Source organism: Agromyces sp. NPDC060279, from assembly GCF_042726785.1.
GTDB lineage: Bacteria > Actinomycetota > Actinomycetes > Actinomycetales > Microbacteriaceae > Agromyces.
Genome location: NZ_JBHXBK010000001.1, coordinates 1556861 through 1582132 on the forward strand (window position 1 = coordinate 1556861; position 25272 = coordinate 1582132).

Annotated in this window: 23 protein-coding genes; 10 read left to right on the forward strand and 13 right to left on the reverse strand. The window is 72.8% G+C overall.

Features of this window, described 5'->3' with window-relative positions; all coding sequences use genetic code 11:
• The first annotated feature begins 46 nt into the window (after positions 1-46).
• The 4 genes from ACFWE1_RS07350 (at position 47) to ACFWE1_RS07365 (ending at position 4445) form a co-directional block, all read left to right on the forward strand.
• A complete protein-coding gene (locus ACFWE1_RS07350) occupies positions 47-1345 on the forward strand; it encodes an ATP-binding protein (RefSeq protein ID WP_376932809.1) in 1299 nt (432 codons plus the stop codon).
• 177 nt (positions 1346-1522) lie between these two features.
• Positions 1523-2194, forward strand: a complete 672-nt coding sequence (locus ACFWE1_RS07355) for a metal-dependent transcriptional regulator (protein WP_376932810.1) — start codon at positions 1523-1525, stop codon at positions 2192-2194.
• Positions 2195-2206: 12 nt separating this feature from the next.
• Positions 2207-3550, forward strand: a complete 1344-nt coding sequence (locus ACFWE1_RS07360; RefSeq protein ID WP_376932811.1) for a serine hydrolase domain-containing protein — start codon at positions 2207-2209, stop codon at positions 3548-3550.
• Positions 3551-3650: 100 nt separating this feature from the next.
• Positions 3651-4445, forward strand: coding sequence for an HAD-IIA family hydrolase (locus ACFWE1_RS07365; RefSeq protein WP_230768314.1), 795 nt, complete (start codon positions 3651-3653; stop codon positions 4443-4445).
• 80 nt (positions 4446-4525) lie between these two features.
• On the opposite strand, the gene ACFWE1_RS07370 is transcribed toward ACFWE1_RS07365, so the two are convergent.
• The 6 genes from ACFWE1_RS07370 to ACFWE1_RS07395 all read right to left on the reverse strand — a co-directional run bounded on the left by ACFWE1_RS07370 (position 4526) and on the right by ACFWE1_RS07395 (position 11453).
• On the reverse strand, positions 4526-7030 hold the full coding sequence (locus ACFWE1_RS07370; RefSeq protein ID WP_376932812.1) for a septum formation family protein: 2505 nt from the start codon (positions 7028-7030) through the stop codon (positions 4526-4528).
• Positions 7030-7590 (reverse strand): orotate phosphoribosyltransferase, encoded by a 561-nt coding sequence (gene pyrE, locus ACFWE1_RS07375; RefSeq protein ID WP_189084306.1) that lies wholly within the window; start codon positions 7588-7590, stop codon positions 7030-7032. Before pyrE ends, ACFWE1_RS07370 begins: the two co-directional genes overlap by 1 nt.
• Positions 7591-7625: 35 nt before the next feature.
• Complete coding sequence (locus ACFWE1_RS07380) at positions 7626-9050, reverse strand: threonine/serine exporter ThrE family protein (RefSeq protein ID WP_376932813.1); 1425 nt, start codon at positions 9048-9050, stop codon at positions 7626-7628.
• The gene (locus tag ACFWE1_RS07385) at positions 9050-10405 is read right to left on the reverse strand and encodes an anaerobic C4-dicarboxylate transporter family protein (RefSeq protein ID WP_376932814.1); all 1356 of its coding nucleotides are present in this window, start codon (positions 10403-10405) and stop codon (positions 9050-9052) included. The genes ACFWE1_RS07380 and ACFWE1_RS07385 overlap by 1 nt, the downstream gene beginning before the upstream one ends.
• A complete protein-coding gene (locus ACFWE1_RS07390) occupies positions 10402-11157 on the reverse strand; it encodes a Type 1 glutamine amidotransferase-like domain-containing protein (protein ID WP_376932815.1) in 756 nt (251 codons plus the stop codon). The genes ACFWE1_RS07385 and ACFWE1_RS07390 overlap by 4 nt, the downstream gene beginning before the upstream one ends.
• A 158-nt stretch (positions 11158-11315) precedes the next feature.
• Positions 11316-11453, reverse strand: coding sequence for a hypothetical protein (locus ACFWE1_RS07395; RefSeq protein WP_189084302.1), 138 nt, complete (start codon positions 11451-11453; stop codon positions 11316-11318).
• A 121-nt stretch (positions 11454-11574) separates the two neighbouring features.
• Between ACFWE1_RS07395 and ACFWE1_RS07400 the strand changes: the two genes are divergently transcribed.
• The 3 genes from ACFWE1_RS07400 (at position 11575) to ACFWE1_RS07410 (ending at position 14892) form a co-directional block, all read left to right on the forward strand.
• On the forward strand, positions 11575-12489 hold the full coding sequence (locus ACFWE1_RS07400) for a LysR family transcriptional regulator (RefSeq protein ID WP_376932816.1): 915 nt from the start codon (positions 11575-11577) through the stop codon (positions 12487-12489).
• Between the two features lie 104 nt (positions 12490-12593).
• A complete protein-coding gene (locus tag ACFWE1_RS07405; protein WP_376932817.1) occupies positions 12594-13286 on the forward strand; it encodes a hypothetical protein in 693 nt (230 codons plus the stop codon).
• Positions 13287-13395: 109 nt separating this feature from the next.
• Positions 13396-14892 (forward strand): DUF222 domain-containing protein, encoded by a 1497-nt coding sequence (locus ACFWE1_RS07410; protein WP_376932818.1) that lies wholly within the window; start codon positions 13396-13398, stop codon positions 14890-14892.
• Positions 14893-14922: 30 nt separating this feature from the next.
• On the opposite strand, the gene ACFWE1_RS07415 is transcribed toward ACFWE1_RS07410, so the two are convergent.
• A complete protein-coding gene (locus ACFWE1_RS07415; RefSeq protein WP_376932819.1) occupies positions 14923-15540 on the reverse strand; it encodes a YdeI family protein in 618 nt (205 codons plus the stop codon).
• Positions 15537-16025, reverse strand: a complete 489-nt coding sequence (locus ACFWE1_RS07420; protein WP_376932820.1) for a VOC family protein — start codon at positions 16023-16025, stop codon at positions 15537-15539. Before ACFWE1_RS07420 ends, ACFWE1_RS07415 begins: the two co-directional genes overlap by 4 nt.
• 61 nt (positions 16026-16086) lie before the next feature.
• Here ACFWE1_RS07420 and ACFWE1_RS07425 point away from each other — a divergent pair, with 61 nt between their 5' ends.
• Positions 16087-17052 carry a helix-turn-helix transcriptional regulator gene (locus ACFWE1_RS07425; protein WP_376932821.1) on the forward strand — a complete coding sequence of 322 codons (966 nt, stop codon included), beginning with the start codon at positions 16087-16089 and terminating at the stop codon, positions 17050-17052.
• 133 nt (positions 17053-17185) lie between these two features.
• Here the strand turns inward: ACFWE1_RS07425 and ACFWE1_RS07430 are convergent, their stop codons facing one another.
• The 5 genes from ACFWE1_RS07430 to ACFWE1_RS07450 all read right to left on the reverse strand — a co-directional run bounded on the left by ACFWE1_RS07430 (position 17186) and on the right by ACFWE1_RS07450 (position 23576).
• Positions 17186-18685: a CoA-acylating methylmalonate-semialdehyde dehydrogenase gene (locus ACFWE1_RS07430; protein ID WP_376932822.1), complete on the reverse strand. Its 1500-nt coding sequence runs from the start codon at positions 18683-18685 to the stop codon at positions 17186-17188.
• Positions 18682-20016 carry an aspartate aminotransferase family protein gene (locus ACFWE1_RS07435; protein WP_376932823.1) on the reverse strand — a complete coding sequence of 445 codons (1335 nt, stop codon included), beginning with the start codon at positions 20014-20016 and terminating at the stop codon, positions 18682-18684. The genes ACFWE1_RS07430 and ACFWE1_RS07435 overlap by 4 nt, the downstream gene beginning before the upstream one ends.
• A gap of 55 nt (positions 20017-20071) precedes the next feature.
• On the reverse strand, positions 20072-21088 hold the full coding sequence (locus ACFWE1_RS07440) for a TIGR03842 family LLM class F420-dependent oxidoreductase (protein WP_376932824.1): 1017 nt from the start codon (positions 21086-21088) through the stop codon (positions 20072-20074).
• Positions 21089-21252: 164 nt separating this feature from the next.
• Positions 21253-22716, reverse strand: a complete 1464-nt coding sequence (gene hydA / locus ACFWE1_RS07445) for a dihydropyrimidinase (protein WP_376932825.1) — start codon at positions 22714-22716, stop codon at positions 21253-21255.
• Positions 22717-22727: 11 nt separating this feature from the next.
• Complete coding sequence (locus tag ACFWE1_RS07450; protein WP_376932826.1) at positions 22728-23576, reverse strand: nitrilase-related carbon-nitrogen hydrolase; 849 nt, start codon at positions 23574-23576, stop codon at positions 22728-22730.
• 171 nt (positions 23577-23747) lie between these two features.
• On the opposite strand from ACFWE1_RS07450, the gene cofD reads away from it, so the two are divergent.
• Together cofD and ACFWE1_RS07460 are read left to right on the forward strand one after the other, a co-directional pair.
• Positions 23748-24788 carry a 2-phospho-L-lactate transferase gene (gene cofD, locus ACFWE1_RS07455; RefSeq protein WP_376932827.1) on the forward strand — a complete coding sequence of 347 codons (1041 nt, stop codon included), beginning with the start codon at positions 23748-23750 and terminating at the stop codon, positions 24786-24788.
• 139 nt (positions 24789-24927) lie between these two features.
• Positions 24928-25263: a hypothetical protein gene (locus ACFWE1_RS07460; protein WP_376932828.1), complete on the forward strand. Its 336-nt coding sequence runs from the start codon at positions 24928-24930 to the stop codon at positions 25261-25263.
• Positions 25264-25272 lie beyond the last annotated feature (9 nt).

The window sequence follows — 25272 nt, forward strand, 5'->3', positions numbered from 1 at the left end:
CCCCGGTCGTCGCCTACGCTGCGGGAACCCCACGGAGGAGGACACCATGACCGGCTGGCGCGTGCGCGAGTTCCACAACGACGATCTCGACGGCATCCTGCACCTCTGGGAGGCCCAACGGCGCTCGGGGCACGAGCCCGTCTACGACCTCAGCGAGGTCGTCGCCTCCTGCCAGAAGGACCATGCCGTCGTCGCGGTGCACGGCGAGGAGCTCGTCGGCGCGGTCGTCGGGCGCGCGGCGCACGACCAGGGCTGGATCGTCTTCTTCGGCATCGCCGATGACTGGCGCGGCCGCGGCATCGGCTCGGCGATGCTCGCCGCCCTCGAGAAGCGGATGGCCCCGCACGGGCTGACGAAGCTCTCCGCGCTGATCCCCGAGCACGAGCGCCGCGTCGACGCCTTCGCCAACCAGGGCTTCGAGCCGAAGCACCAGCTGCGCTATTTCGAGCGTCGCATCCCGGTGCAGCGGCAGGAGCTGACCTCCCTCGCCGAGCTGGGCGGCCGGCTGCTGCCGCGCACGCTCTGGGAGTCGGTCGCGGGAATGCGGCGGGAGAAGGAGATCCTCGAGCAGCGGCTCGTGCTGCCGCTCGCCGAGCCGGACCTCGCCGAGCGCTACGGGGTGGTGCCGCCGCGCGCGGTCGTGCTGTTCGGCCCGCCCGGCACGGGCAAGACGACCTTCGCGAAGGCCATCGCCTCGCGGCTGGAGTGGTCGTTCGTGGAGGTGTTCCCCTCGCGGCTGGCGGCGGATCCCCGCGGGCTCGCCGGCGCCCTGCGCGAGACGTTCACGAAGATCGCCGAGCTCGAGCACGCCGTGGTCTTCATCGACGAGGTCGAGGAGATCGCCGCGCAGCGCTCGGGCGAGCCGCCGTCGCCGCTGCAGGGCGTGACGAACGAGCTGCTGAAGATCATCCCCGCCTTCCGCGAGCAGCCGGGTCGGCTCCTCGTCTGCGCGACGAACTTCATCCGCGCGCTCGACAGCGCGTTCCTCCGGCACGGACGGTTCGACTACGTCATCCCGATCGGGCTGCCCGACGATGCCGCGCGCCTCGCGATCTGGCAGCGCTACGTGCCGGAGCAGGTCGAGCGCGAGATCGACCTCGCGCTGCTCGTCGAGCGGACGGCCGGGTTCTCGCCGGCGGACATCGAGTTCGCCGCGCGCAGCGCCTCGCAGCGCGCCTTCGAGGCGGCGGTGCGCAGCGGCGCGGCGGGGGCGGATGCCTCGGGGCGACCCGCCGGCCCGAGCACCGAGGACTACCTCGAGGCGATCGGCACGACCCGCACCACGGTGTCGGCCGAGACCGCCGAGGCCTTCCTCGAGGACATCGAGGCGCTGGCCCGCGTGTAACCGGTCGGGGCGGTTGCGCGAGGCATCCGCTCGCTCCCCTCGCCCGAGCACTCGCGAGGCATCCGCCCCCTCGCCCGAGCGCCCGCGCCACTTCCGCCTCGACGCGCCACCTGTGCTGGCGCAACGAGGCCGAAGTGGCGCAATCGAGGCGACAACGGGCCCGATAGTCTGGGGCGGATGCCGGCCAGCAAGAATCCCGCGATCGAGGACTACCTCAAGACGGTGTACGCGCACACCGAGTGGCAGCCCGACCCAATCACGCCATCCGTGCTCGCGGGCAAGCTCGGCGTCGCCCCGTCGAGCGTCACCGAGATGGTGAAGAAGATGGCCGCCGCCGGCCTCATCGCGCACGTGCCGTACGGCCCGCTCCGGCTCACCGACGCCGGACGCGAGCGCGCCCTCGCCGTCGTCCGCCGGCACCGGCTCATCGAGACCTGGCTCGTGCAGGAGATGGGCTACGGCTGGGACGAGGTGCACGACGAGGCCGAGGTGCTCGAGCACGCCGTCTCCGACCGGCTCCTCGACGTGATCGACGAGCGGCTCGGGCGGCCTGGCCGCGACCCGCACGGCGACGCGATCCCCGCCGCCGACGGCACGATCCCGGCCGAACCGTTCCTCCGCCTCGACGAGGCGCCGCAGGGCCACCGCGGTCGCATCCTCCGGATCAGCGACCGCGACCCGGCCGTGCTCCGCGAGCTCGAAACCGCCGGCCTCGCACCCGGGGTCGAGGTCGTCGTGAGCCTCGGCGACGGCGAGCGCGTGCGGCTCTCGGCGGGAACGGCGGATGCCCCGGCGCCGGCGCTCGAGCTCCCGGGCACCGCAGCCGCCGAGATCTGGCTCACTGCCTGATAGCATCCGGCGGTGCGCATTCTCCGTCGAACGCTCATCGCCCTCGCCGTCGAGGTGGCCGTCGTCCTCGCCGCCGGCGTCGCGGGGTACTGGTGGCAACGTCCCATGCTGCTCACCGGCACCGGCTACGCCGCGCACAACGCGTGCGCCGTCACCGAGCTCGCCGGGCGCGACGACCCCGAGCACGACCTGCCGCCGAACCCGCTCGTGCCGTACCTCCGCTTCGGCGCCGACGAGCCCGGCGAGACCACCGGGTCCCTCCTCGGCGTCCTCGCGAAGCAGCGCGCCTGGTACACGGAGGGCTTCGGCTGCACCCTCGCGGGCGAGCGCCCCGAGCTCGGCACCGCGACGGCGATCGACGACGCCGGCAACCCGCTCGCCGGCGCCCCCGCTACGACCGCCGATCCGGCGGTCGACGCGGCCATCGCCGCGGCGTTCGGCGACGGAGCCCGGCCGGAGCAGGCGGCGGCGCTCGGCACCCGCGCCGTCGTCGTGCTGAAGGACGGCGAGCTCGTCGGCGAACGCTACGCCGACGGCTTCGACGCTGCGACGCCCCAGCTCGGCTGGTCGATGTCGAAGAGCGCGGCCGACCTCATCACGGGTGTGCTCGTGCAGCAGGGCGAGGTCGCGCTCGACGATGCCGGGCTCCGCCCCGAGTGGAGCGACGAGCGCGCCGACATCACGATCGAGCAGCTCCTGCGCATGACGAGCGGCCTCGAGTGGGACGAGACCTACGACCTCGGCACCCCGATCACGCAGATGCTCTACGGCGAGGCCGACATGGGCGGCTACGTCGCCGGACTCCCGCTCGAGCACGCCCCGGGCACCGTGCAGGAGTACTCGAGCGGTTCGACGACGCTGCTCTGCTCGGTGCTCGCCGAACGCACCGGGCTCGGCGCGGATCTGCCCCGGCAGACCCTGCTCGCCCCGCTCGGGCTGTCCTCGGCCGTGTTCGAGCCGGATGCCGCGGGCACCCCGGTCTGCTCCTCGTACCTGTGGATGACCCCGCGGGACTGGGCCGTGCTCGGCCAGTTCGCCCTGCAGAACGGCGAGTGGAACGGTGAGCAGCTGCTCCCCGCCGACTGGATGGCGAAGAGCCTCGAGGTGCTGCCCGTCGAGCAGACCGACGACCCCGGCTACGGCATGGGCTGGCGGGTGAACACGCTCACCGACGGTTCGCCGCGCTGGCCGGGGCTGCCCGCCGACACGTACTACGCCTCGGGCCACGACGGGCAGAAGGTCATCGTCGTGCCCTCGGAGGGCCTCGTCGTCGTGCGGATGGGCTTCACCCCCGAAGCCGACGACGAACCGAGCGAGGTGCAGCTCGTCGAGGAGCTGATCGCCGCGCTCGGCTGAGTCGCACGGACCAGCGGACGCCTCGGCGCGCCGCCTGCCGCGGGCCGAGGCATCCCGTCGTCGTCATCCGTTCGCAACATCGGAGCCCTACGCTGGGAGCATGGGACGACGCGATGAAGTCGAGTGCTGGCTGACCGACATGGACGGCGTGCTCGTGCACGAGAACCACGCCCTGCCCGGCGCCGCCGAGCTGCTGCAGCAGTGGGAGGACCAGGGCACGCCCTACCTGGTGCTCACGAACAACTCGATCTTCACGGCCCGCGACCTCTCGGCGAGGCTCCGCGCCTCCGGCCTGAACGTGCCCGAGGAGCGCATCTGGACCTCGGCGCTCGCGACCGCCGACTTCCTGAAGCAGCAGGTGCCGGGCGGCTCGGCGTTCGTCGTGGGCGAGGCGGGCATCCTGACCGCGCTGCACGACGCCGGCTACATCATGACCGAGACCGATCCCGACTTCGTCGTCGTCGGCGAGACGCGCAACTACTCCTTCGAGGCGATCACGAAGGCGATCCGGTTGATCGACCGCGGTGCGCGCTTCATCGTCACGAACCCCGACGCGACCGGGCCGAGCGCCGAGGGGCCGCTGCCCGCGACCGGCGCGATCGCCGCGCTCATCACGAAGGCCACCGGCAAGGACCCGTACGTCGTCGGCAAGCCGAACCCGATGATGTTCCGCTCGGCGCTGAACAAGATCGGCGCGCACTCCGAGAACACGGCGATGATCGGCGACCGCATGGACACCGACATCGTCGCGGGCATCGAGGCGGGGCTGCACACCGTGCTCGTGCTCACGGGCATCAGCGACCAGGCCGAGATCGAGAAGTACCCGTTCCGCCCCGACGAGGTGCTGAAGGGCGTCTTCGAGCTCGTCGGCGAGCCCGCCGAGACCGAGCTCTGAGCGCGGCGCAGCCGCGGCGCGGCGCTGCTCCCACCCCGAGTTGCCCGACTTTCATGAAAGTCGGGCAACTCGGTTCTGGGTCAGCCGGCGGCGACCTGTGAGGGCGTCGCGCCCGCGATGCTCGCCGTGAGCGGTTCGCCGCTCGACCGGTTCGCGAAGCAGTAGAACGTGCGCTCACCGGCGTCCCACTGCTCGGCGAGCGGGTAGGAGAAGACGAGCTGCAGATCGGTGATCCCCGAGATCGCGTTCTGATCGAGCACGCCGTCGGCCTGGCACGCCGTGCCCAGCTGCGCCGCGAGCTCCGCGTCGCCCGGGAACGCCGCCCCGGCCTCGCCGGGCAGAGTGCCGCGGAGCACGAGCTGCGCCGCGTGCGGCGCCGCGCAGTCGACGACCGTGTAGTCCTCGGCCCACGCATCGGTGAACGGGTCGATGCACTCGCCGCCGAAGAGCGTGTTCCACGCGTGCACGCCGGCGGGCTGCGCCGCGGTCGGCGCGGGCGCCGGCGTGTCGCTCGGCGCGGCCGAATCGCTCGTCGCGGGCGCGGATGCCGCGGGCTGACCCCCGAACGGCAGCTTCGTGCCGAGGAAGAACAGGCCCGCGAGCACGAGCACGGCCACGAGGCCGCCCGCGATCCAGAGCAGCAGCCGACGTCGCCGCGCGGCGTCGCCGCCGGCACCGCCGGATCCACCACGGTCCGTGCCGGACCCGCCGCGGGATGCGCCGGCGGGCTCGCGGCCCGCAGCAGCGGCGCCGGCTGCCGCGCTCGCCCGCCCGGCGGTCGGCAGGAGCGCCGTCGCCGCGACGGGCTCGGCGTCTTCGTCGCGCGCGGCCGGGGACGTGGATGCCTCGGTGCCGAAGCCGAACGGATCGAGCGGATCCTGCGCGTCGGCGTCGGCGACCGGGGCGGGCGCCTCGGCCTCGGCCTCGGCCTCGGCGAGCGGGGCGTCGCCGGCCTGCGCCGACGGATCGACCTCGGTCGCGGCATCGACCACCGGCTCGTCGACCGCCACATCCTCGGCGCCGGCGGCGACGGCCGCGAGCGCGACGGTGCCGAGCGGGCCGTCCTCGGCACGGGGATCCGCGGCCTCGGGGTCGGGAACGATGCCCCACACGAAGCCGGACTCCTCGGTGGAGTCGAGCGCGTCGGCCGCCCCGTCATCGTCGAGCCCCTCGTCGAGCTCGAGCTCGTCGTCGCGGCCGGTGCCCTCGTCGTGCGCCATCGGGCGGACCTCGGCCTCGGCGCGCCGCTCGGCCTCCGGCTCGGCGGGCAGCACGGCCTCGGGCTGGGACTCCGGCTCGGCCGGGTGCGCGGCCTGCGCCGCGTTCACGGCCGCCGCGGCGGCGCCGCCCAACGCGATGCCGGCGAGCAGATCGTCGACGGGGGCGTCGGCGGCGGCGGGTTCGCTCGGGACGGCCTCGCCGGAGGCGAACGCCGGGAACGGCGCCGGTCCGCCGAGCGGCGAGCCGGCGTCACCCGAAGCCGGCTCGGTGGGCGCGGCGGGCTCGCTCGGCGCCACCGTGGCCACCTCGTCGGTGTGGCCCTCCTGCAGCGCGGACCAGAGCGCGGCGTCGAAATCGGTGGTCGCGGCGGCCGACGCGGACGCGGCTGCGGCGGACACCGGCGGGGGGACCAGCGGCTCGCCGAACGCCCCGGTCGGGTGCTCGTCCGGCGAGGGCTCCTGCGCCGAGGGTTCGCCCGCACCGCTCGGCGCGGATTCGCCCGGGACGACGGGGCCGGCGGGGTCGCCCCAGGTGAGGGCGAACGGCGCGGTCGGGGTCGCCGGTCCCGGCACCACCGGGGTCTGCGACTCCGCCGGCACGATCGGCGCGGCCGGCGCCCACGGCTCGGCGGACGGCTGCGGCGTGCGCTGCGGGGCGACGGGCGGCTCCACGGAGGTGAGGATGGGGTCTGCCTGCGGCAGGGCCGGGCCGCGGTCGCGACGACGGCGCAGGGGCTCGTCGAGCACCCCGGTGTCGCCGCGCTCGCTGCGCGGCTCGTCGCTGATCGGCACGGCGGGCGTGGTCATCGGCGGGGCATCCGCCGGCTCCGCGGCCGGAGGCGACTGGGGCGTCTGCGCCGCGAGCGAGAACCAGTCGAGCGACTCCTCGCTGCTCGAGCTCGCCCGGCGGCGTCCGCTCGGCTCAGCCGGCCCGGGTTCGGCGTCGCCGCGGAGCGGCGCCTCGGCAGCCGCCTCCGGCGCCGACGCGGTCTCGCCAGGCTCCGGCTCCGCCGCACGGCGGCCACGGGAACGGCTGGTCCACCAGGGCGTGCGCGGAGCCGAGGCATCCGTGCCGACCGGCTCAGCGGGCGACGCGGGCGGTGCTGCCGACACGCCCGGTGCCGTCGAAGCGGGCGGTGCCGTCGACGCGGCGGGCTCCGGCTCGGCCGCGGGCTCGGCGACAGGCTCTGCCGGGGCGGGTGCCGCCGCCCGGCGGCCCTGCGGGCGCGACGCGCCGGCGGCATCCGTGGAGTCCGCGGCATCCGCACCATCCGCGGCATCCGCATCGCCGTCGCCGAGCTGGCCCATCAGCCAATCCGCGTCGCCGAACTCCTCGCCCCCGGGCTCTCCGCCTCGCTGGACCATCAGGCCAGCCCCAGATCATCGAGCCCGATGGCGTAGCGGTACGGCACGCCCTCGGCCTCGATCACCTCGCGCGCACCGGTGTTGCGGTCGACGACGACGGCGACGGCGACGACCTCGGCGCCGACCTTGCGCAGCGCCTCGACGGCCTTCAGCGGCGACCCGCCGGTGGTCGAGGTGTCCTCGAGCACGATGACGCGCTTGCCCTCGAGCTCCGGGCCCTCGATCTGGCGGCCGCGGCCGTGGTCCTTCGGCTCCTTGCGCACGACGAACGCGTCGTAGGCGAGCCCGCGCGCGGCGCCCTGGTGCAGGATGGCGCTCGCGATCGGGTCGGCGCCCATCGTCATGCCGCCCACGGCGGCCACGTCGGGCACGTCCGCGATGAGGTCGAGCATGACCTGGCCGATGAGCGGCGCGACCCGGTGGTCCAGGCTGACCTTGCGGAGGTCGACGTAGTAGCTCGCCTTCTTGCCGCTGGTCAGAGTGAAGTCGCCGTGGAAGACCGCCTCACGCGAGATGTGGTCGATGAGCTGGCGGCGGGCGTCCGAGTCGTGCTGAGTCACGCGAATACTCTACGGCCCGGCTGCCGGGAAGACCCTCAGCCTCGTCGGCGGAGCCCGGAGCCGAAGCGCGAACGGAAGCCCGCGCCGAGCCCGGCACGGAGCCGGCTCCAGACGCTGCCCGCGCCGCCGGCGACCGCCGCGATCGGCTTCTCGATGTGGAAGGCGGCGAGCTCCTCCGCCCCGTGGTGCACCGCCCGGTACAGGGCCGTGCCGATCAGCACGCCGAGCGCGATCGACATGATCGAGACGAGCGCGAGGGCGAAGTCGTCGAAGCCCTCGCTCGCGCCCACCGCCTCCGTGAGCGCGACGAGCCCCGCGGCCCCGGGCACGAGCAGCCAGTATGCCGGCAGGAAGGTGAGCTGCGCGGGCGCACCCTTCGGCAGCGAGGCGATCCACAGCACCACCGGCGTCATCGCGAGCGCCCCGATGAAGCCCGAGACGGTCGCGCCGAGCAGCGCGGTGCCGACCAGCTGGCCGAGGTACGCGACGACGAGCGCGAGCAGCACCCAGGCGAACGTCGAACCCGGCGCCGAGAAGTGCAGGTAGTTGCCGATCGCGAAGAGCAGCAGCGCGAGCCATCCCACCCACCACGGCAGCGACTCCGCCGAGGCGAGCGGGGCGTAGCTCGAATCGGCGACGCCCACGACGGTGCCGGCGGCCAGGATGCCGAACGCGAGCAGGCCGAGCTGCACCATCCCCATCACGAGCCGCGACGCGCCCGCGATCATCTGGCCCGCCGCGAGCTCCATGACGGCGGTCGTGAGCACCCCTCCGGGCAGGAAGGTCGCGAGCGGGGCGATGAGCAGGCGCAGCGGATCGCCGAGCGGGAAGTGCGGCGCCAGCAGGAACACCGCCACCCCGCAGACGAACGCCGCGAACACCGGGAAGACGAGCTGCAGGGTCGGCGAGGGCACGAGCTTCGCCACGCCGATCAGCGCGCCGAGCACGAAGGCGACGAGCGCGCCCTCCCACGTCGGCGTGAGCAGCAGCGCGAGCCCGGCGGTGAGCACGGCATGGCCGAAGGTGCGGACGAACCATCCGCGCTTCGGCCGCATCCGGCCGATCTCGTTCAGCCGGTCGATGCCGTCGGCGGGATCGACGGCGGCCTCCTTCGCCTCGCCGAGGAGGCGGTAGAGCGCGGCGATCTGGTCGAAGCGGAAGCTCGCGTTCACGGAGCGGATGGCGACCCGCCCGGCCTCGCCGCTGCCCGTCTCGACGAGGATCACCGTGGGCAGCACGACGAAGTCGATGTCGTCGCGGCCGTAGGCGCGGGCCACCCGCGTCATGTCCGAGCGGATCTGGTCGACCGACTCGGCGGCCGCGTTCATGCCCTCCGCGAGCCCGAGCAGGAAGCGGCCGAGCAGGGGGTCGTTCATCCGCTGCGCGGCCCGGTCGGTCGCGGCCCGGTCGGCCGTCGCCCGCTCGCCCGCCGAGCGCTCGCCCGCCCGCTCGCCGGCCATCAGCCCAGGAGGAAGGAGATCGCCACGCCCACGATGATCGCGCTGAACACGTAGACGAGGTTCGGCAGCTGGAAGGAGTGGTCGAGGACGAACTTGCCCATCTTCGTGGTGCCCGTGCGGTCGAAGGCGACCGTCGCGACCTGGCTGCCGTTGGCGGGCAGCGTGTACATGCCCATCGCGCTCGGCCAGAGCCCGGCGATGAGGTGCGCGGGCAGGCCGATGGTGAGACCGATCGGCACGATGGCGTTCGTCGCGCTCGACTGGCTCGTCGTCAGCATCGCGACGACGAACAGCGCGAGCGCGAACAGCAGGGCTCCGACGAACGCCGAGGAGCCCGAGACCATCGAGCCGAGCCCGTCGACGATGAGCTGCGTGTTGGCGGCGACGAAGGTGTTCGCGAGCCAGGCGATGCCGAACAGGGCGATGGCGCCGACGATGCCGGCGGGGAAGGTGGACTGCTTCGGCACGTCGGCCGCCTTCACCTTGCAGAAGACGAAGATGAGGGCCGCGATGACGCCCATCGTCACCTCGATGACGGTGGTCACCGAGAGGTGGACCGGGTCGCCCGCGTCGTTCGTGCCGATCACCGGCAGCAGGTTCGAGAAGAGGCCGCAGAAGACGATGACGGCGACGCCGGCGAGGAAGAGGGATGCCGAGAGCACCGCCGTCTTCGGCAGCTTCTGGTCGTGGGCGTCCTCCTGCGGGGCGTCGACCTGGTGGGCGGCGAGGCGCTTCTGGAACTCGGGGTCGTCCTCGAGCTCCTTGCCGTGCTTCAGCATGACGAGCGCCGCGAGGAAGAGGCCGACGATCGAGGCGGGCCACATGATGAGCAGCAGCTTGCCGAGGTCGAAGCCCTGCGGGGCGAGCAGCACCACCATCGAGGCGGTCGCCGCCGAGACCGGGGAGCAGAGGATGCCGACCTGCGAGGCGACGGCGGAGACCGAGAGCGCCCGCTCGGGGCGGATCTTCTGCTGGTAGGAGACGTCGTAGATGACCGGCAGCAGCGGGTAGAAGATGTTGCCCGTGCCGGCGCCGACGGTGAAGAGGAACGACATGGCGGGGGCGAGGAAGACCACCGAGCGGGGTCGCTTCCTGATCGCCTTCGCCGCGACGGAGACCATCCAGTCGATGCCGCCCGCCGCCTGCATCACCGAGGCCGCCGTGATCACCGTGATGACGATGAAGACCGCGTCGACCGGGGCGTTGCCCGGCGCCTCGCCGAACACGAAGATGAGCACCGCGACGCCGACGAGGCCCCAGACGCCGAGGCCGATGCCGCTCGTGCGCGTGCCCATGAAGATCGCCAGGACGACGACCAGGAGTTCGGCGAGCAGGATCCAGACGTTGTCGTTCATGCGCTCGGCCCCTTCACGATCGGCCCGGTGCTCTCGAGCACCCGCACGGGCAGCGGCGTCTCGACGATCTCGCCGTCGACGGCCTCGACGCGGAGTGCGAGCGGCGGGTCGACGGGGCTGATCGCGGTGACGAACTCCGGCGTGCCGCCGCCGGTGCGCTGGAAGTGCAGCGACTGCAGGTTGCCGACCGCGTAGCCGGTCGCGAGCTCGCCCTTCAGCAGGGCGTCGTGGAAGAGCGGCTGGCGCTGGTCCTCCGCGTCGTAGTGCGGGCAGAAGCTGCCGTGCAGGAAGCCGAGCCCCTCGGGCAGCACCTGCAGGGTCGGGCCGTAGCTGTCGGTCGTGCCGCCCTCGAACCAGCAGATGCCGCCGGCGGAGCCGCCCGTGAACACCGTGTTCGACGCGGGGTCGTCCCACATCTCGCGCATGATCTCGTCGAGCCCCTGGCGCCGCCAGACGTCGAGCATGTTCGCTGTGTTGCCGCCGCCGACGTGGATCACGTCGAAGCCCTTCACGAAGCCCGCGAGGTCGTCGAGGTCGCGGTGGAAGAGCGTCAGGTGGTGCGGCGCGCACCGGTCGGAGTCATAGGTCTTGTAGAAGCTCAGCGTGTACGCCTGCTCGTCACCGGTCGCGGTGCCGACGAAGAGCACCCGGGGGCGCTCCTTGCCGGTGAGCTGCAGGATGTACTCGTGCGTCGGATCGGTGCGGCGCTCCATCATCGCCTTGCCCGCTCCGGTGGCCACCACGTGCGCCATCGTCCCCCCAGACCTCGATGTACCCGTTGCGGCACACGCTAGCGCTGGAGACGGCTCCGAGTCGAGCATTTGCCCGGGCGAAACGAGGAGAGCCGCCCCGCGGGGTGTCCCTCCCCCGCGCAGCGGCCCTCGACCCCGGGGCGATGCCCCGCTTCGCGCTACACAGTGCGCGCGAAGGTCTCCTTCGGCAGGCGACGGTAGCCGTCGCGCGAGGCGACGACGACGGAGCCGACGAGGCCGGCGAGCGAGACGCCGCCGAGGAGGAGCAGGATGGCGAACACGGTGGTTCCTTTCACGAAGACCAGTGGATCGTCGAGCGACGGAGGCGCCGTTGCACGTGTTCGACGGTTCAATTGAACCGCGGAAAACCGTTCAGCACAATCTGATGCACCTTCACTGACGATGTAGCATCGCTACATGGACGTCCGCCGCCTCGACCTGCTCAGAGAACTCGCCGAACGGGGCAGCGTCACCGCCGTCGCCGAGGCGACCGGGCGCACGCCCTCGGCGGTCTCGCAGCAGCTGAAGGTGCTCGAGCGCGAGGCTGGCGCCCCGCTCACCGAACGCAGCGGCCGCGGCATCGTGCTCACCAGCGCGGGGCACGCGCTCGCGCGGAGCGCGGCGGATGTCGCGATCGCACTCGCCCGGGCGGACGCCCTCTGGGACGAGTTCCGCAACGACCCGAGCGGCGAGGTCACCCTGCTGACGTTCCCGACCATCGGGGCGACGATGCTGCCCGCCGTGCTGACCGAGCTCCAGCAGGTGCCCGGGCTCGTGGTGCGCGCGACCGACTTCGACCCCGAGCTCGCGGAGTTCGCCGAGCTGACGGCCGACTACGACATCGTGCTCGCCCACACCATGCCCGGGGTGCTCCCCTGGGGCGGGCGCGGGCTCCGCGTCGTGCCGCTGCTCACCGAGCCGCTCGACATCGGCCTGCCCGCGACCCACCGGCTCGCCGGTCGCTCGCACCTCACCGCGAGCGACCTCGTCGAGGAGACCTGGCTCGGCGTGCCGCCGGGGTTCCCGTTCGAGCGCATCCTGCACGCCATCGAGCAGCAGGGCGGCCGGCGGGTCGAGATCGCCCAGCGCTTCAGCGACATGCGCATCGTGGAGGCGTTCATCCAGGCCGGCTTCGGGGTGGCCTTCGTGCCGCGGTACACCTCGGGCGCGCTCCCGCCCGAGCTCGTGCTGAAGCCGCTGCGCGGCGTGCCGTCGGCCCGGCAGATCGTGGCGCTCGTCCGCCCCGACGTCGCCGAGCGGCTGGCGGTGCGCACCGTGCTCGATGTGCTCGTCGCGAAGGCGGCGGAGCTGGGGGCCGGGGCTGGGGTGTAGCCCCGCCGGGCGCGCCGACGCTCGGCCGCGCCGGCGCTCGGGTGATCCGGAGTTCGGTGTCCGTCCTCTTGCCCCGGTCGCACCCGGTGTGCTCGACTCATCCCGTGACCCGCCGACTCCTCGCGCGCACCGCGCTCGCCGCCCTCATCCTCGCCGCCTTCGCCGCCTGCGCCGCCACCCCGACGCCGACGCAGCCGCCGACGAGCAGCCCGTCCTCGAAGCCGACGCCGAGCGCGACGCCGACGCCGAGCCCGGAACCGCCGGCGGCGGCTCCGGCGGCCATCGTGGTCTCCGCCGAGCACTTCCAGGTGGTCGACGCCGACGGCGGCGTGCTCGCAAGCTACGACTACTTCCAGCCGACGGCGGAGGTCGTCGCAGGGCTCACCGGCTACCTCGGCGAACCGGTCGACACCGAGTTCGAGGGGCACAACGACGCGCCGCGGGCGACGTACCACGATTGGGGCGGGCTGCGGCTCGTCGACACCGCGACCACTGCCTCGCCGCCCACCATTCCCGAGCACTGGGTGCGCCTCACGAGCACCGACGCGAACGGCCTCGCCCTGCGGGCATTCGACGGCAGCACCGTCGGGGGGTCGATCGCGAACGTCGAGGGCGAGATCAGCGACTACACGAACCCGAACGATGGGATCGTGTATCGGACGGTGCGCATCGGCATCGTTCCGATCGAGACGACCCCCGACGGGTTCGAGCAGAACTTCGCCGTCTCCGTTCACGGCGAGGTCGCCGAAGACAAGATCCTGTTCATCATCGCACCGTCGCCCAACTTCGGCGCCTGATCCGGCGCGCAGAGCGCCTCGACGCAATAGCGCCACTTCCAGCGAGCTTTGCCCTGATGAAGCGCCACTTCCAGCACCATTGACGGGCGCTCGGTGGCAGGCTGGAAGCATGACGAATCCGCTCGACGCACTCGACGCAGAGCTGGCCTCGCTCCGCGTCGCGTGGGGCGAAGCGGGCCTGGCGTTCGGCGCCGGGTCGGGGCTGGGCGCCGGTGCCACCGACTCAGCGGCGATGAGCGATGCGGGCCTCCTGCGCACGCTGCAGGCCGCGGCGCGCCTGCGACGGGCGAGCGAGGTGGCGCTCGCCGGCCTCGCAGCCGAGGTCGCGGTGCGTTCCGATGCCGGGTTCGGCGCCGAGGGGCTCGCCAAGCGGCACGGCCACCGCAACGCGGCCGCCCTCCTCGCCGCGTCGACGGGCGATGCGGCCGCCGGGGCCGCGAAGCTGCTCCGCGTCGGCACGGCGACGCGTCCGCGCCAGACCCTCACGGGCCAGCGCCGCCCGGCGCGGCATCCCGCGGTGGCCGACGCCCTCGCAGGCGGTGCCCTCTCGCTCGATGCGGCCGATGCCATCTGCACCATGCTCGAGCGCGTCGCTCCGCGCACCAGCCTGCGCCGCGCCGAGGGCTACGAGGCCGAACTCGTCCGCTTCGCGAAGGCCGCGCCGCACGGGCTCGTGCTGCGCGCGGTGCGGCACGCCGAGGCGCGGCTCGATCCCGATGGCGTCGAGCCGCGCGACGAGGCGATGCACCAGCAGCGCTCCCTCTCGATCGTCGAAGAGGCATCGGGCATGGTGCGCATCACCGCGAGGCTCGACGCCGTCACGGCGGCACCGGTGAAGGCCGCGATCGAGGCGATCGTCACCGAGACGCTGCATCGGCGATCCGGGGCATCGGCGCCCGATGCCCCGGACGCGGCTGCCGACGCGTCGGCTTCCGAGCAGGATGGCCCGGTGCTCGAAGACCGGCGCACCATCCCGCAGCTCCAGGCCGACGCCTTGGCCGAACTCGCCCGCCACGTCGTCGGCTGCGAGACCGCGGCGACCCGCGCGAAGACCACGGTCGTGGTGCGGATCGAGCTCGACGCACTACTGAGCGGGCTCGGCGAGGCGACCATCGACGGCCTCGACCGACCGGTCTCCGCGGCCGCGGCGCGACGCCTCGCGGTCGACGCCGAGTTCGTTCCCGCGGTGCTCGGCGGCGACCCGCTGCCGCTCGACCTGGGCCGCTCCCGCCGACTGTTCTCCCGGGCCCAGCGGCTCGCCCTCGGCGAGCGCGACGGCGGATGCGCCTCCTGCGGGCGCAACATCGCGTACGTCGACGCGCACCACATCGACTGGTGGCATCGGCACCGAGGGCGAAGCGATCTCGAGAACGGCGTGCTGCTCTGCAGCCACTGCCATCACCAGGTGCATCGTGAGGGCTGGCGCATCCGAGCCGATCGCCGCGAGGTGTGGTTCATGCCTCCGCCGCACCTCGATCCCGAGCAGCGTCCGCGGCTCGGCGGGCGGGCACGTTTCGAGCTGCGCGCCGACCACCGGGTCGCCGTGCCGCCCGAGACGAGGGATGCCTCATCGGCACCGGGCGCGCTGGCCCTGCCTGCCGCCTGACGCGCGCGCCCAGACCACCGACCCGCCCGCTCAGTCCGCCGACTCCCCGGCTCCGCCCGCCGGCCCGCCGTGCGCGCCAGCGAGCTCGGCGAGCAGCTTCGCGACCCGTGCCGCCCGCCCCTCCTCGGTGCGCGCCTTCAGCAGCGGCAGCACGAGCCCGTACTGCTCCGTCTTACCGAGGGCGGCGAAGCGGCGTGCGGCGAGCGGAGCTGCAGCGAGGGCGGCCGCGAGGTCGTCGGGCACCGTCGCATCGCGCTGACGGACGTAGGCGGCATCCCACCGGCCGTCCGCCCGTGCCGCGGCCAGCTGTGCGAGCCCGCCCTGGCGCATGCGCCCCGCGGCCTCGAGCGCCTCGGCCCGCTCGACGTTGATCGCCGACCACGGACTCCGGGCGCGCCGGGGCGAGTAGCGCTGCGCGAACGAGGCGTCGTCGTTGCCGCGGCGGATGCTGTCGATCCAGCCGAAGCAGAGTGCGACGTCGAGCGCGTCGGAGATGGACAGGCCCGCCCGACCGCGCTTCGCGATGCGCAGCCAGGCCTCGCCCGCGTCGCCGTTCCGCTCGAGCCAGGCCTCCCAGTCGGCCGGGCCCGCGAAGTGCAGCAGCTCGGGTCGAGCCGCGGACGCGACGGCCTGCGCTCCGGCGGTCACGCGGCGCCCCCGCCGACCATGTCGAGGAAGTGCCGGTTGAACATGATGCCGAGCACGTTCCCGAACGGGTCGACCACCGACGCCGTCACGAACCCCGGCCCCCGCTCGATGACCGGCTGATGCGGTGAGGCGCCGAGCTCGAGCAGCCGGGCGAGCACGGCCTCGACGTCGTCCACGTGCCAGTACGTGATCGGCAGGGCCGCCGCGGCGTCGCCGGCGCCCGTCGCAGACTCGTCCGCGGCGCCCGGCGCGAAGCGCCGATCGACGATGCCGAGCTCGTGCTGGAGATCGCCCAGGCGGAACTCGACGTACATCGGGGGCGCCGGCTGCGGCGGGTTGAAGAAGTACGGCTCGACGCCGAGGAACTCCGTGTACCAGCGCTGGGCGGCGGCCACGTCGTCGGCGTAGAGGTTCACGGTGCTGAGCCCGCGCAGGGGCGCGGTGGTGGTCGGTCGGACGGTTTCGGACTGCTCGTTCGTGCTCATGGCAGCACGCTAGGCGGCATTGCGGAACGTGCGGTTCCTCAATTGCTGGCAGACTGCAGAAATGCTCGAAAGCTCGGTGCGGATGCTCCGCCTGCTCGCCCTCCTGCAGAGCCGCCGCGAGTGGGCGGGCGCCGAGCTGGCCGACCGCCTCGACGTGACCACGCGCACGATCCGCAACGACATCGAACGGCTCCGCATCCTCGGCTACCGGGTCGATTCCTCGCCCGGCGTCGCCGGCGGCTACCGGCTCGCGGCTGGCAGTGCGCTGCCCCCGCTGCTCCTCGACGACGAGGAGGCCGTCGCCGTCGCCGTCGGCCTCCGCGCCGCCGCCGCGGGCTCGGTCACCGGCATCGAGGAGGCCTCGCTCCGGGCGCTCACCAAGCTGGAGCAGACGCTGCCGCCGCGCCTCCGCCACCGGGTCGACGCCCTCCGTGACGCGACCGTCTCCGCGGCCGGGGGCGGGCCGACGGTCGATGCGACCGTGCTGGAGCGGATCGCCGCGGCGGCTCGTGACCACGAACGGCTCCGCTTCGCCTACGAGGCCGCCGACGGCTCCGCCTCCGAACGTCTCGTGGAACCGCACGGGCTCGTCTTCACGGGCCGCCGCTGGTACCTGCTGGCCTGGGACCTCGACCGCGAGGACTGGCGCAGCTTCCGCGCCGACCGCGTCGAGCCGGGCCCGCCCACGGCGCGGCGCTTCATTCCCCGCGAGCCGCCGGAGGGCGGAGCGGCGGCGCACGTGCTGCGGGGGATCGGTTCCGCGAGCTGGCCGGTTCGCGCCCGCATCCGCTTCGACGTCCCGCAGGCCGAGCTGCTGCAACGGCTCGAACCGCCGGCCGGACTCGTCACCCCGATCGACGAGCAGCACTGCCTCGTCGAGACCGGCTCGAACACGCTCCACGATCTCGCGGTCTACCTCGGCCGGCTCGGGCTGCCGTTCACGGTCGTCGGGCCGCCCGAGCTGCGCGAGGTGATCGCCGGGCTCGCCCGCGCCTTCACCGCGGCGAGCACCCCCGGCCCCACCTGAGCCGCCCCGGCCCCCTGCCCCGCGCCGGCAAGACGTCACTATTTGCGGGTGCGCCCGCCCCGCGACCCGCAAATAGTGACGTCTTGCGGGGCGGGGGGTAGGGGCGGGGACGGGTAGGGGCGGGGCGGGCCGGTCAGTCGTGGCGCGGGAAGCCCAGGTCGACGCCGCCGTGACTCGGGTCGAGCCAGCGCGAGGTGATCGCCTTCTCCTGCTGGAAGAACGCGAAGCCCTGCGGCCCGTACGCCTTCGTGTCGCCGAAGAACGAGTCCTTCCAGCCGCCGAAGGAGTGGTACGCGACCGGCACCGGGATCGGCACGTTGATGCCGACCATCCCGACCGTCACCTCCCGCTGGAACCGCCGCGCGGCCCCGCCGTCGTTCGTGAAGATCGCAGTGCCGTTGCCGAACTGGCCGGAGTTGATGAGCTCGAGGCCCTCGTCGTAGCCCGCGACCCGCACGACCGACAGCACGGGCCCGAAGATCTCGTCGCGGTACACGGCCGAACCGGTCGGCACCCGGTCGATGAGCGTCGGTCCCAGCCAGAAGCCGCCAGCGTCGCCGTCGACCTGCGGGTCGCGTCCGTCGACGACGAGGGATGCCCCGTCCGCCACGGCCACGTCGAGGTACCCGGCCACCTTGTCCCGATGCTCCCGGGTGATCAGCGGCCCCATGTCGCACCCGCGGGTGCCGTCGCCGGTGCGCAGGCGCGCCATCCGCTCGGCGATCTTGGCGACGAGCTCGTCGGCGATCGACTCGACCGCGACGAGCGCGGAGATCGCCATGCAGCGTTCGCCCGCCGACCCGAAGCCGGCGTTCACGGCGGCGTCGGCCGCGAGATCGAGGTCGGCGTCGGGCAGCACGAGCATGTGGTTCTTCGCCCCGCCGAGGGCCTGCACGCGCTTGCCGTTCCGCGAGGCGGTCTCGAAGATGTACCGGGCGATCGGGGTCGAGCCGACGAAGGAGATCGAGCGCACCTCCGGGTGCTCGAGCAGCGCGTCGACCGCGACCTTGTCGCCGTGCACGACGTTCAGCACGCCGTCGGGCAGCCCGGCCTCCTGCAGCAGGCGGGCGAGCCAGACCGCGGCACTCGGGTCCTTCTCGCTCGGCTTCAGCACGACCGTGTTGCCGCTCGCGATCGCGATGGGGAAGAACCACAGCGGCACCATCGCGGGGAAGTTGAACGGGCTGATGATGCCGACCACGCCGAGCGGCTGCCGCACGGTGTAGACGTCGATGCCGGTCGAGGCGTTCTCGGAGTACTCGCCCTTCGTGTACGCGGGCATCGCGCACGCCAGCTCGACGACCTCGAGGCCGCGGGCGATCTCGCCGGCGGCGTCGGCGAGCACCTTGCCGTGCTCGCTCGTGAGGATCGCGGCGAGCTCCTCGCTGCGCGCCGCGAGCAGTTCGCGGAAGCGGAACATGATCTGCTGCCGCTTCGCGATCGACACCTCGCGCCAGGCGGGGAAGGCGCGCGCCGCGGCATCCACCGCGGCATCCACGTCGGATGCCTCGGCGAACCGCACCCGGCGCGCGACCACGCCGCGGGCCGGATCGTAGACGGGCCCCGTGCGCTCCCCCGCGCCGCTCGTCGCGGCCCCGTCGATCCAGTGCTCGACGAACTCGTGCTCGCTCATGATGCGCCTCCCATCGCGCTCAGCACCTCGTCGTAGATCGCCATCGCCTCGGCCACCTCGTCGGCGGTCACGACGCACGGCGGCACGACGTGGATGCGGTTGTCCTGGATGAACGGCAGCAGCCCGCGCGCGAGCAACGCCGCCTTGAGCTCGCCTATCGCCGCGGCGGGCAGCGGCTCGCGCGTCTCCCGGTCGGCGACGAGCTCCATCGCCCAGAACACGCCCTCGCCGCGCACCTCGCCGACGAGCTCGTGCCGGTCGGCCAGCTCGGCCAGGCCCGGCCCGATGGCGGTCTCGCCGATCGCGCGCGCGTGCTCGACGATGCCCTCCGAGGCCATGGCGTCGAGCGTCGCGACGATGGAGGCCATCGCGAGCGGATGCCCCGAGTAGGTCAGGCCGCCCGGGAACACCCGCTCATCGAAGCCCGCCGCGATCGGCTCGTCGATGATCACCCCGCCGGCCGGCACGTAGCCCGAGTTCACGCCCTTCGCGAAGGTGATGAGGTCGGGCCGCACGTCGTAGCCGTCGAAGGCGAACCACCGGCCGGTGCGGCCGAAGCCCGCCATCACCTCGTCGAGGATCAGCAGGATGCCGTGCCGGTCGCAGAGCTCCCGCACGCCGGCGAGGTAGCCTGGCGGCGGCACGAGCACCCCGGCGGTGCCGGGCACGGTCTCGAGCAGCACGGCCGCGATGGTCTGCGGCCCCTCGGACTCGATCACCCGGCGCAGGTGCTGTAGGGCGCGCTCGCACTCCTCCTCCGGGCTGCGCGCCCAGAACTCCGAACGGTAGAGGTACGGCCCGAAGAAGTGCACGTGCCCGCGCGCGAACTCGTTCGGCACCCGCCGCCAGTCGCCGGTCGAGACGATCGCCGCCCCGGTGTTGCCGTGGTACGAGCGGTACGTCGAGAGGATCTTGTCGCGCCCCGTGGTGAGCCGGGCGAGGCGGATGGCGTTCTCGTTCGCGTCGGCGCCGCCGTTCGTGAAGAACACCCGGCGGAACCCCTCCGGCGCGCGGGCGACGATCCGCTTCGCGGCCTCGCCGCGGGCGAGGTTCACCGTGGCCGGAGCGACGGTCGTCAGCAGCTCGGCCTGCTCGCGGATCGCCGAGACCACGGCGGGATGCTGGTGGCCGATGTTGACGTTCACGAGCTGGCTGGAGAAGTCCAGGTACTCGACGCCGGCGTGGTCCCAGACGCGGCATCCGCGCCCCGAAGCGATGACGAGGGAGGAGGTCTGCGCCTGCGCCGACCAGGAGTGGAAGACGTGCGCCCGGTCGAGCTCGCGCGCGAGCTCGTCGGTGACGTCGGTGGGGTCGGTGCCGGGGTCGGTCATGGTGCGCTCCCTTCGGTGATCGACTCGGTGATCGGCTGGGTGATCGGCTCGGCGGTCAACGCTTCGCGACGAGGTGCTCGCGGAGCGCCGGGATCACCTGCTCGCCGTAGACGCGCAGGGTCTCCTCTTTGTTGTCGTGCTGCAGGTAGCCCGCGAACTGGTCGACGCCGAGCTCGGCGAGCCGCTGCAGCTTCTCGATGTGCTCCTCCGGCGGGCCGAGCAGGCAGAAGCGCTCGACGATCTCGTCGGGCACGAAGTCGACGTGGTCGTTCGACGCCCGGCCGTGGCTGTTGTAGTCGTAGCCCTCGCGACCGCGGATGTACTCGGTCAGCGCCTCCGGCACCTGCCCGTGCTCGCCGTAGCGGGCGACGAGGTCGGCGACGTGATTGCCGACCATGCCGCCGAACCAGCGGCACTGCTCGCGCATGTGCTCGCGGTCGTCCCCGATGTACATGGGCGCCGCGACGCAGAACGCGATCTCGTCCGGGTCGCGCCCGGCGGCCTCGGCCGCGTTCCGCACCGTGCGGATCATCCACGCCGCGATGTCGAGGTCCGCGAGCTGCAGGATGAACCCGTCGCCCACCTCCCCGGCGAGCTTCAGCGCCATCGGCCCGTACGCGGCGACCCACACGTCGAGCCGGGACCCGAGCGACCAGGGGAACCGCAGCGTCGCGCCGTTGAACTCCACGGCGCGGGAGTTCGCGAGTTCGCGGATGACGTGGATCGACTCGCGCAGCTCGGCCATCGTGGTCGGCTTGCCGTTCGTCACCCGCACGGCCGAGTCGCCCCGGCCGATGCCGCAGATCGTGCGGTTGCCGTACATCTCGTTGAGCGTCGCGAACACGCTCGCCGTGACCGTCCAGTCGCGGGTCGCCGGGTTCGTGACGAAGGGTCCGACGATCACCCGCCGGGTCTCCGCGAGGATCTGGGAGTGGATGACGTACGGCTCCTCCCAGAGCAGGTGCGAGTCGAACGTCCACACGTGCGAGAAGCCGAACTGCTCGGCGAGCTTCGCGAGGTGCACGGTCCGCGAGGCGGGCGGGTTCGTCTGCAGGACGACGCCGAAGTCCATGGGTGGTGCCTCCGTTCTTCGTTGGCCCCCTGAGCTTGTCGAAGGGCCTGGTCCCTGAGCCTGTCGAAGGGGCGCTTCGACGAGCTCAGCGGACCATCCCTGGCCCCCTGAGCCTGTCGAAGGGCGACGGGCTCAGCGCGTCGACGGGCTCAGCGGACCATCCATCAACTCACATAGCTCGACAGCCCGCGCTTCAGGTAGCGGCCGTCGCCCTTGCGGCCGAGGTACTCGTCGCCCTCGACGACGACCTTGCCCCGGGACAGCACGACGTCGACGTGCCCGTCGATCTCGAAGCCCTCCCACGCGGAATGGTCCATGTTCATGTGGTGGGTGCGGCCGGTCGGGGTGCCGTCCGCGTCGACCGGCATGCCGATCGTCGTGCGCCCGTTCGGGTCGTAGACGACGAGGTCGGCGTCGGCCCCGGGCTGGATCGCGCCCTTGCGACCGGCGAGCCCGAACATCCGCGCCGGCGTCGTGCTGGTGAGCTCGACCCAGCGCTCGAGGGTGAGCTCGCCCGTGACGACGCCCTGGTACATGAGGTCCATGCGGTGCTCGACCGAGCCGATCCCGTTCGGGATCTTGCGGAAGTCGCCGAGGCCGAGCTCCTTCTGGTCCTTCATGCAGAACGGGCAGTGGTCGGTCGAGACCATCTGCAGGTCGTTCGTGCGCAGCGCCTGCCACATCGCGTCCTGGTGACGCTCCTCCCGGCTGCGCAGCGGCGTCGAGCACACCCACTTCGCCCCCTCGAACGCGCCCCACTGCTCGCTCGAGGCGCCGAGCTGCTCCTCGAGCGAGAGGTAGAGGTACTGCGGACACGTCTCACCGAACACGTGCTGCCCGTGATCGCGGGCCCAGGCGAGCTGCTCGACCGCCTGCTTCGCCGAGACGTGCACGACGTAGAGCGGGGCACCGGTGAGCTTCGCGAGCATGATCGCCCGGTGCGTCGCCTCCTCCTCCATCTCCCAGGCGCGGGCGACGCCGTGGAAATAGGGGTCGGTCTTGCCCTGCTCGGCGAGCTGCTCGGCGAGCACGTCGATCGCGGGCCCGTTCTCGGCGTGCATCATCGTGAGCATGCCGGTCTCGCGGGAGACCTGCATGGCCCGCAGCACCTGCGCGTCGTCGGAGTAGAACACGCCGGGGTAGGCCATGAAGAGTTTGAAGCTCGTGATGCCCTCGTCGGGCAGCTTCCGCATGGCCTGGAGGGATGCCTCGTCGACGCCGCCGATGATCTGGTGGAAGCCGTAGTCGATCGCGCACTCGCCGGCCGCCTTCTCGTGCCAGGCCGCGAGGCCGTCCTCGACCCGTTCGCCGTAGCGCTGCACGGCGAAGTCGATGATCGTCGTGGTGCCGCCGTGCGCGGCCGCCCGGGTGCCGGTCTCGAAGGTGTCGGAGGCCTCCGTGCCGCCGAACGGCAGCTGCATGTGCGTGTGCGCGTCGATCCCGCCGGGGATCACGTACTTGCCGCTCGCGTCGATCACCCGGTCGACGGAGCGGGCGAGATCGGCGCCGAGCAGCGTGCTGCCGGGCTCCAGCACGGCGACGATGCGCTCGCCGTCGACGAGCACGTCGGCGGCGCCGCGGCCGGTCGCGCCGACGACGGTGCCGCCCGAGATGAGGGTCGTGGTCATGTCGGGCCCCCTTACGGCTGCGCGATCCGGGTGTACGAGTCGGGCCGGCGGTCGCGGTAGAACTGCCAGTCGTCGCGCATCTGCCGCACCATGTCGAGGTCGAGGTCGCGCACGAGGAGCTCCTCGTGCTCGCCGGAGCCGCGCTCGCCGACGAAGTTGCCGCGGGGGTCGATCACCTGGCTCGTGCCGTAGAAGTCGACGGCGAGCTCGCCGTACTCGTTGTCCTCGCGGCCGACGCGGTTCGGCTGCAGCACGAAGTAGCCGTTCGCGACGGCGGCGCACGGCCCCTCGACCTCCCACAGCCGGTTCGAGAGCCCGGGCTTCGTGGCGTTCGGGTTGAACACCATGTGCGCGTCGTTCAGGCCGAGCTCGCGCCATCCCTCCGGGAAGTGCCGGTCGTAGCAGATGTACATGCCGATGCGGCCGACCGCGCTGTCGAAGACGGGGTAGCCGAGGTTGCCCGGCCGGAAGTAGAACTTCTCCCAGAAGCGGTCGAGGTGCGGCAGATGGTGCTTGCGGTACTTGCCGAGGATCGTGCCGTCGGCATCGACGAGCACCGAGGTGTTGTAGTACACCCCCGTCTCGGCCTCCTCGTAGATCGGCAGCACCATGACGGTGCCGAGCTCCTTCGCGACCGCGGCGAAGCGCTGCACGATGGGGCCGTCGGCCTGCTCCGCGAAGCGGTAGTACTTCTGCTCCTGCGTGATGCCGAAGTACGGCCCGTAGAAGAGCTCCTGGAAGCAGATCACCTCCGCGCCCTGCCCCGCGGCATCCCGCGCGAACTGCTCGTGCTTGTCGAGCATGGACGCCTTGTCTCCGGTCCAGCTGGTCTGCGTGATCGCCGCTCGAACGATGGTCATGCTGCCTCCTGCCGCACGTCGTCGTGCACTCGTGGCTCATGGTTCCTGTTCGGCTCATCCTCTCCCGAGGCGCGGCTCCGGGCAATGGATTGCTCGGATGAGCACCCGCGGGGGTGGCGCGGATGCCGGGCACGCGCCGGACGTGCACGCCGCGCCGCCTACGCTGGAACCGTGAGGATCACCGTGCTCGCCGGCGGCGTCGGCGGCTCGCGCTTCGTGCGCGGGCTCAGAGAGGAACTGCGGCGCCGGGTGGCCCGCGACGAGCCGCGGCCCGGGGCATCCGTCCCGCCCGACCAGCCGACACCGGACGATCAGGTGTCGGTCGTCGTGAACACCGGCGACGACGTCTGGCTCGCGGGCGTCCGGCTCATGCCCGACTTCGACTCGCTGCTCTACGCCCTCGCCGGCGTGAACGACGCCGAGCGGGGCTGGGGCCGGGCCGGCGAGTCCGAACGCGTCGCGGCGGAGCTGCGCGAATGGGGCGTCGGCTGGCCCTGGTTCACGCTCGGCGACCTCGACCTCGGCACCCACCTCGCGCGCACGTCCTGGCTCCGCGAGGGGCTCAGCCCCTCCGAGATCGGCGAGCGCCTGCAGCGGCGTTGGCCGCTCGGCGTGCACCTGCTGCCCGCGACCGACACCGAGGTCGACACCTGGGTCGAGCTCGCCGAGCCGACCGACGACGGCCGCCGCGAGCTGCACTTCCAGGAGTGGTGGACCCGGCACCGGGCGACCCTGCCCGCGCACGCATTCCGGCAGCGGAATATCAGCGAGGCGCGGCCCGCGCCCGGCGTGGTCGAGGCGATCGAAGGCGCCGACGTCGTGCTCCTGGCGCCTTCCAACCCGGTCGTCTCGATCGGCACGATCACCGCGATCCCGGGCATCGCCGACGCCCTGCGCGCAACCGCGGCCCGCGTCGTCGGCGTCTCGCCGATCATCGGCGGCCAGGTCGTGCGCGGCATGGCCGACGCGTGCCTCGCCGCGATCGGCGTGGAGACGGATGCCGCGGCGGTCGCCCGGCACTACGGCGCCCGCTCGGGCGGCGGACTGCTCGACGGCTGGCTCGTCGACGAGGCGGATGCCGCGGCCGTGCCCGTGCTCGAGGCATCCGGTCTCCGCACGCACGCCGCGCCGCTCTGGATGCGCGACCCTGACACCTCGGCCGCCGTCGCCGGTGCCGCCCTCGACCTCGCGAGCGCGCTGCGCCTCGCCTGATCTCGACTTGCCCGACTTTCATGGAAGTCGGGCAAGTCGAGAAGAAGGCTGCACCGGGTGTCAAGCCCGTTGCCGCGCTCGGCCGCGCCTGCGAGCGTGGGCCTCGTCCACCGCACGAACGCCAGCAGGGGAGGCCGAGATGTCGAGGAACGAAGACTGGGTGCCCGAGGAGGACGCCGGCTCCTACGTGGAGTCGCAGATCCCGGGCGAGGAGTACGTGCCCGAGGTCGGTGAGGGCGCCTACGTCGACTCGGAGCTGCCCGAGGATGCCGTCGTCCCCGACGAGGAGCGGCGCGTCGAGCTCGACGCGGATGACGAGGACGACGACGCACTGGGCACCACCCAGCCGATCGATCGCGCCGACACCGGTCGCGACGGCCCCGTGCCGGGCACCGGACCCGCAGAACGCGGCGAGCCGATGACCGACTCCGACGACGGTGGCCTGCGCGGCGGCGACCCGGGCGTCGAGGAGTAGCGCCGGACG

Coding starts and splice junctions, on each gene's coding strand:
- ACFWE1_RS07410 (WP_376932818.1), top strand. CDS start 13,396: ATGACGAATCCGCTCGACGCACTCGACGCAGAGCTGGCCTCGCTCCGC.
- ACFWE1_RS07420 (WP_376932820.1), bottom strand. CDS start 16,025: ATGAGCACGAACGAGCAGTCCGAAACCGTCCGACCGACCACCACCGCG.
- hydA (WP_376932825.1), bottom strand. CDS start 22,716: ATGACCACGACCCTCATCTCGGGCGGCACCGTCGTCGGCGCGACCGGC.
- ACFWE1_RS07425 (WP_376932821.1), top strand. CDS start 16,087: ATGCTCGAAAGCTCGGTGCGGATGCTCCGCCTGCTCGCCCTCCTGCAG.
- ACFWE1_RS07390 (WP_376932815.1), bottom strand. CDS start 11,157: ATGGCGCACGTGGTGGCCACCGGAGCGGGCAAGGCGATGATGGAGCGC.
- ACFWE1_RS07365 (WP_230768314.1), top strand. CDS start 3,651: ATGGGACGACGCGATGAAGTCGAGTGCTGGCTGACCGACATGGACGGC.
- ACFWE1_RS07440 (WP_376932824.1), bottom strand. CDS start 21,088: ATGGACTTCGGCGTCGTCCTGCAGACGAACCCGCCCGCCTCGCGGACC.
- ACFWE1_RS07435 (WP_376932823.1), bottom strand. CDS start 20,016: ATGACCGACCCCGGCACCGACCCCACCGACGTCACCGACGAGCTCGCG.
- ACFWE1_RS07400 (WP_376932816.1), top strand. CDS start 11,575: ATGGACGTCCGCCGCCTCGACCTGCTCAGAGAACTCGCCGAACGGGGC.
- ACFWE1_RS07430 (WP_376932822.1), bottom strand. CDS start 18,685: ATGAGCGAGCACGAGTTCGTCGAGCACTGGATCGACGGGGCCGCGACG.
- ACFWE1_RS07355 (WP_376932810.1), top strand. CDS start 1,523: ATGCCGGCCAGCAAGAATCCCGCGATCGAGGACTACCTCAAGACGGTG.
- ACFWE1_RS07380 (WP_376932813.1), bottom strand. CDS start 9,050: ATGGCCGGCGAGCGGGCGGGCGAGCGCTCGGCGGGCGAGCGGGCGACG.
- ACFWE1_RS07350 (WP_376932809.1), top strand. CDS start 47: ATGACCGGCTGGCGCGTGCGCGAGTTCCACAACGACGATCTCGACGGC.
- ACFWE1_RS07385 (WP_376932814.1), bottom strand. CDS start 10,405: ATGAACGACAACGTCTGGATCCTGCTCGCCGAACTCCTGGTCGTCGTC.
- ACFWE1_RS07450 (WP_376932826.1), bottom strand. CDS start 23,576: ATGACCATCGTTCGAGCGGCGATCACGCAGACCAGCTGGACCGGAGAC.
- ACFWE1_RS07370 (WP_376932812.1), bottom strand. CDS start 7,030: ATGGTCCAGCGAGGCGGAGAGCCCGGGGGCGAGGAGTTCGGCGACGCG.
- ACFWE1_RS07460 (WP_376932828.1), top strand. CDS start 24,928: ATGTCGAGGAACGAAGACTGGGTGCCCGAGGAGGACGCCGGCTCCTAC.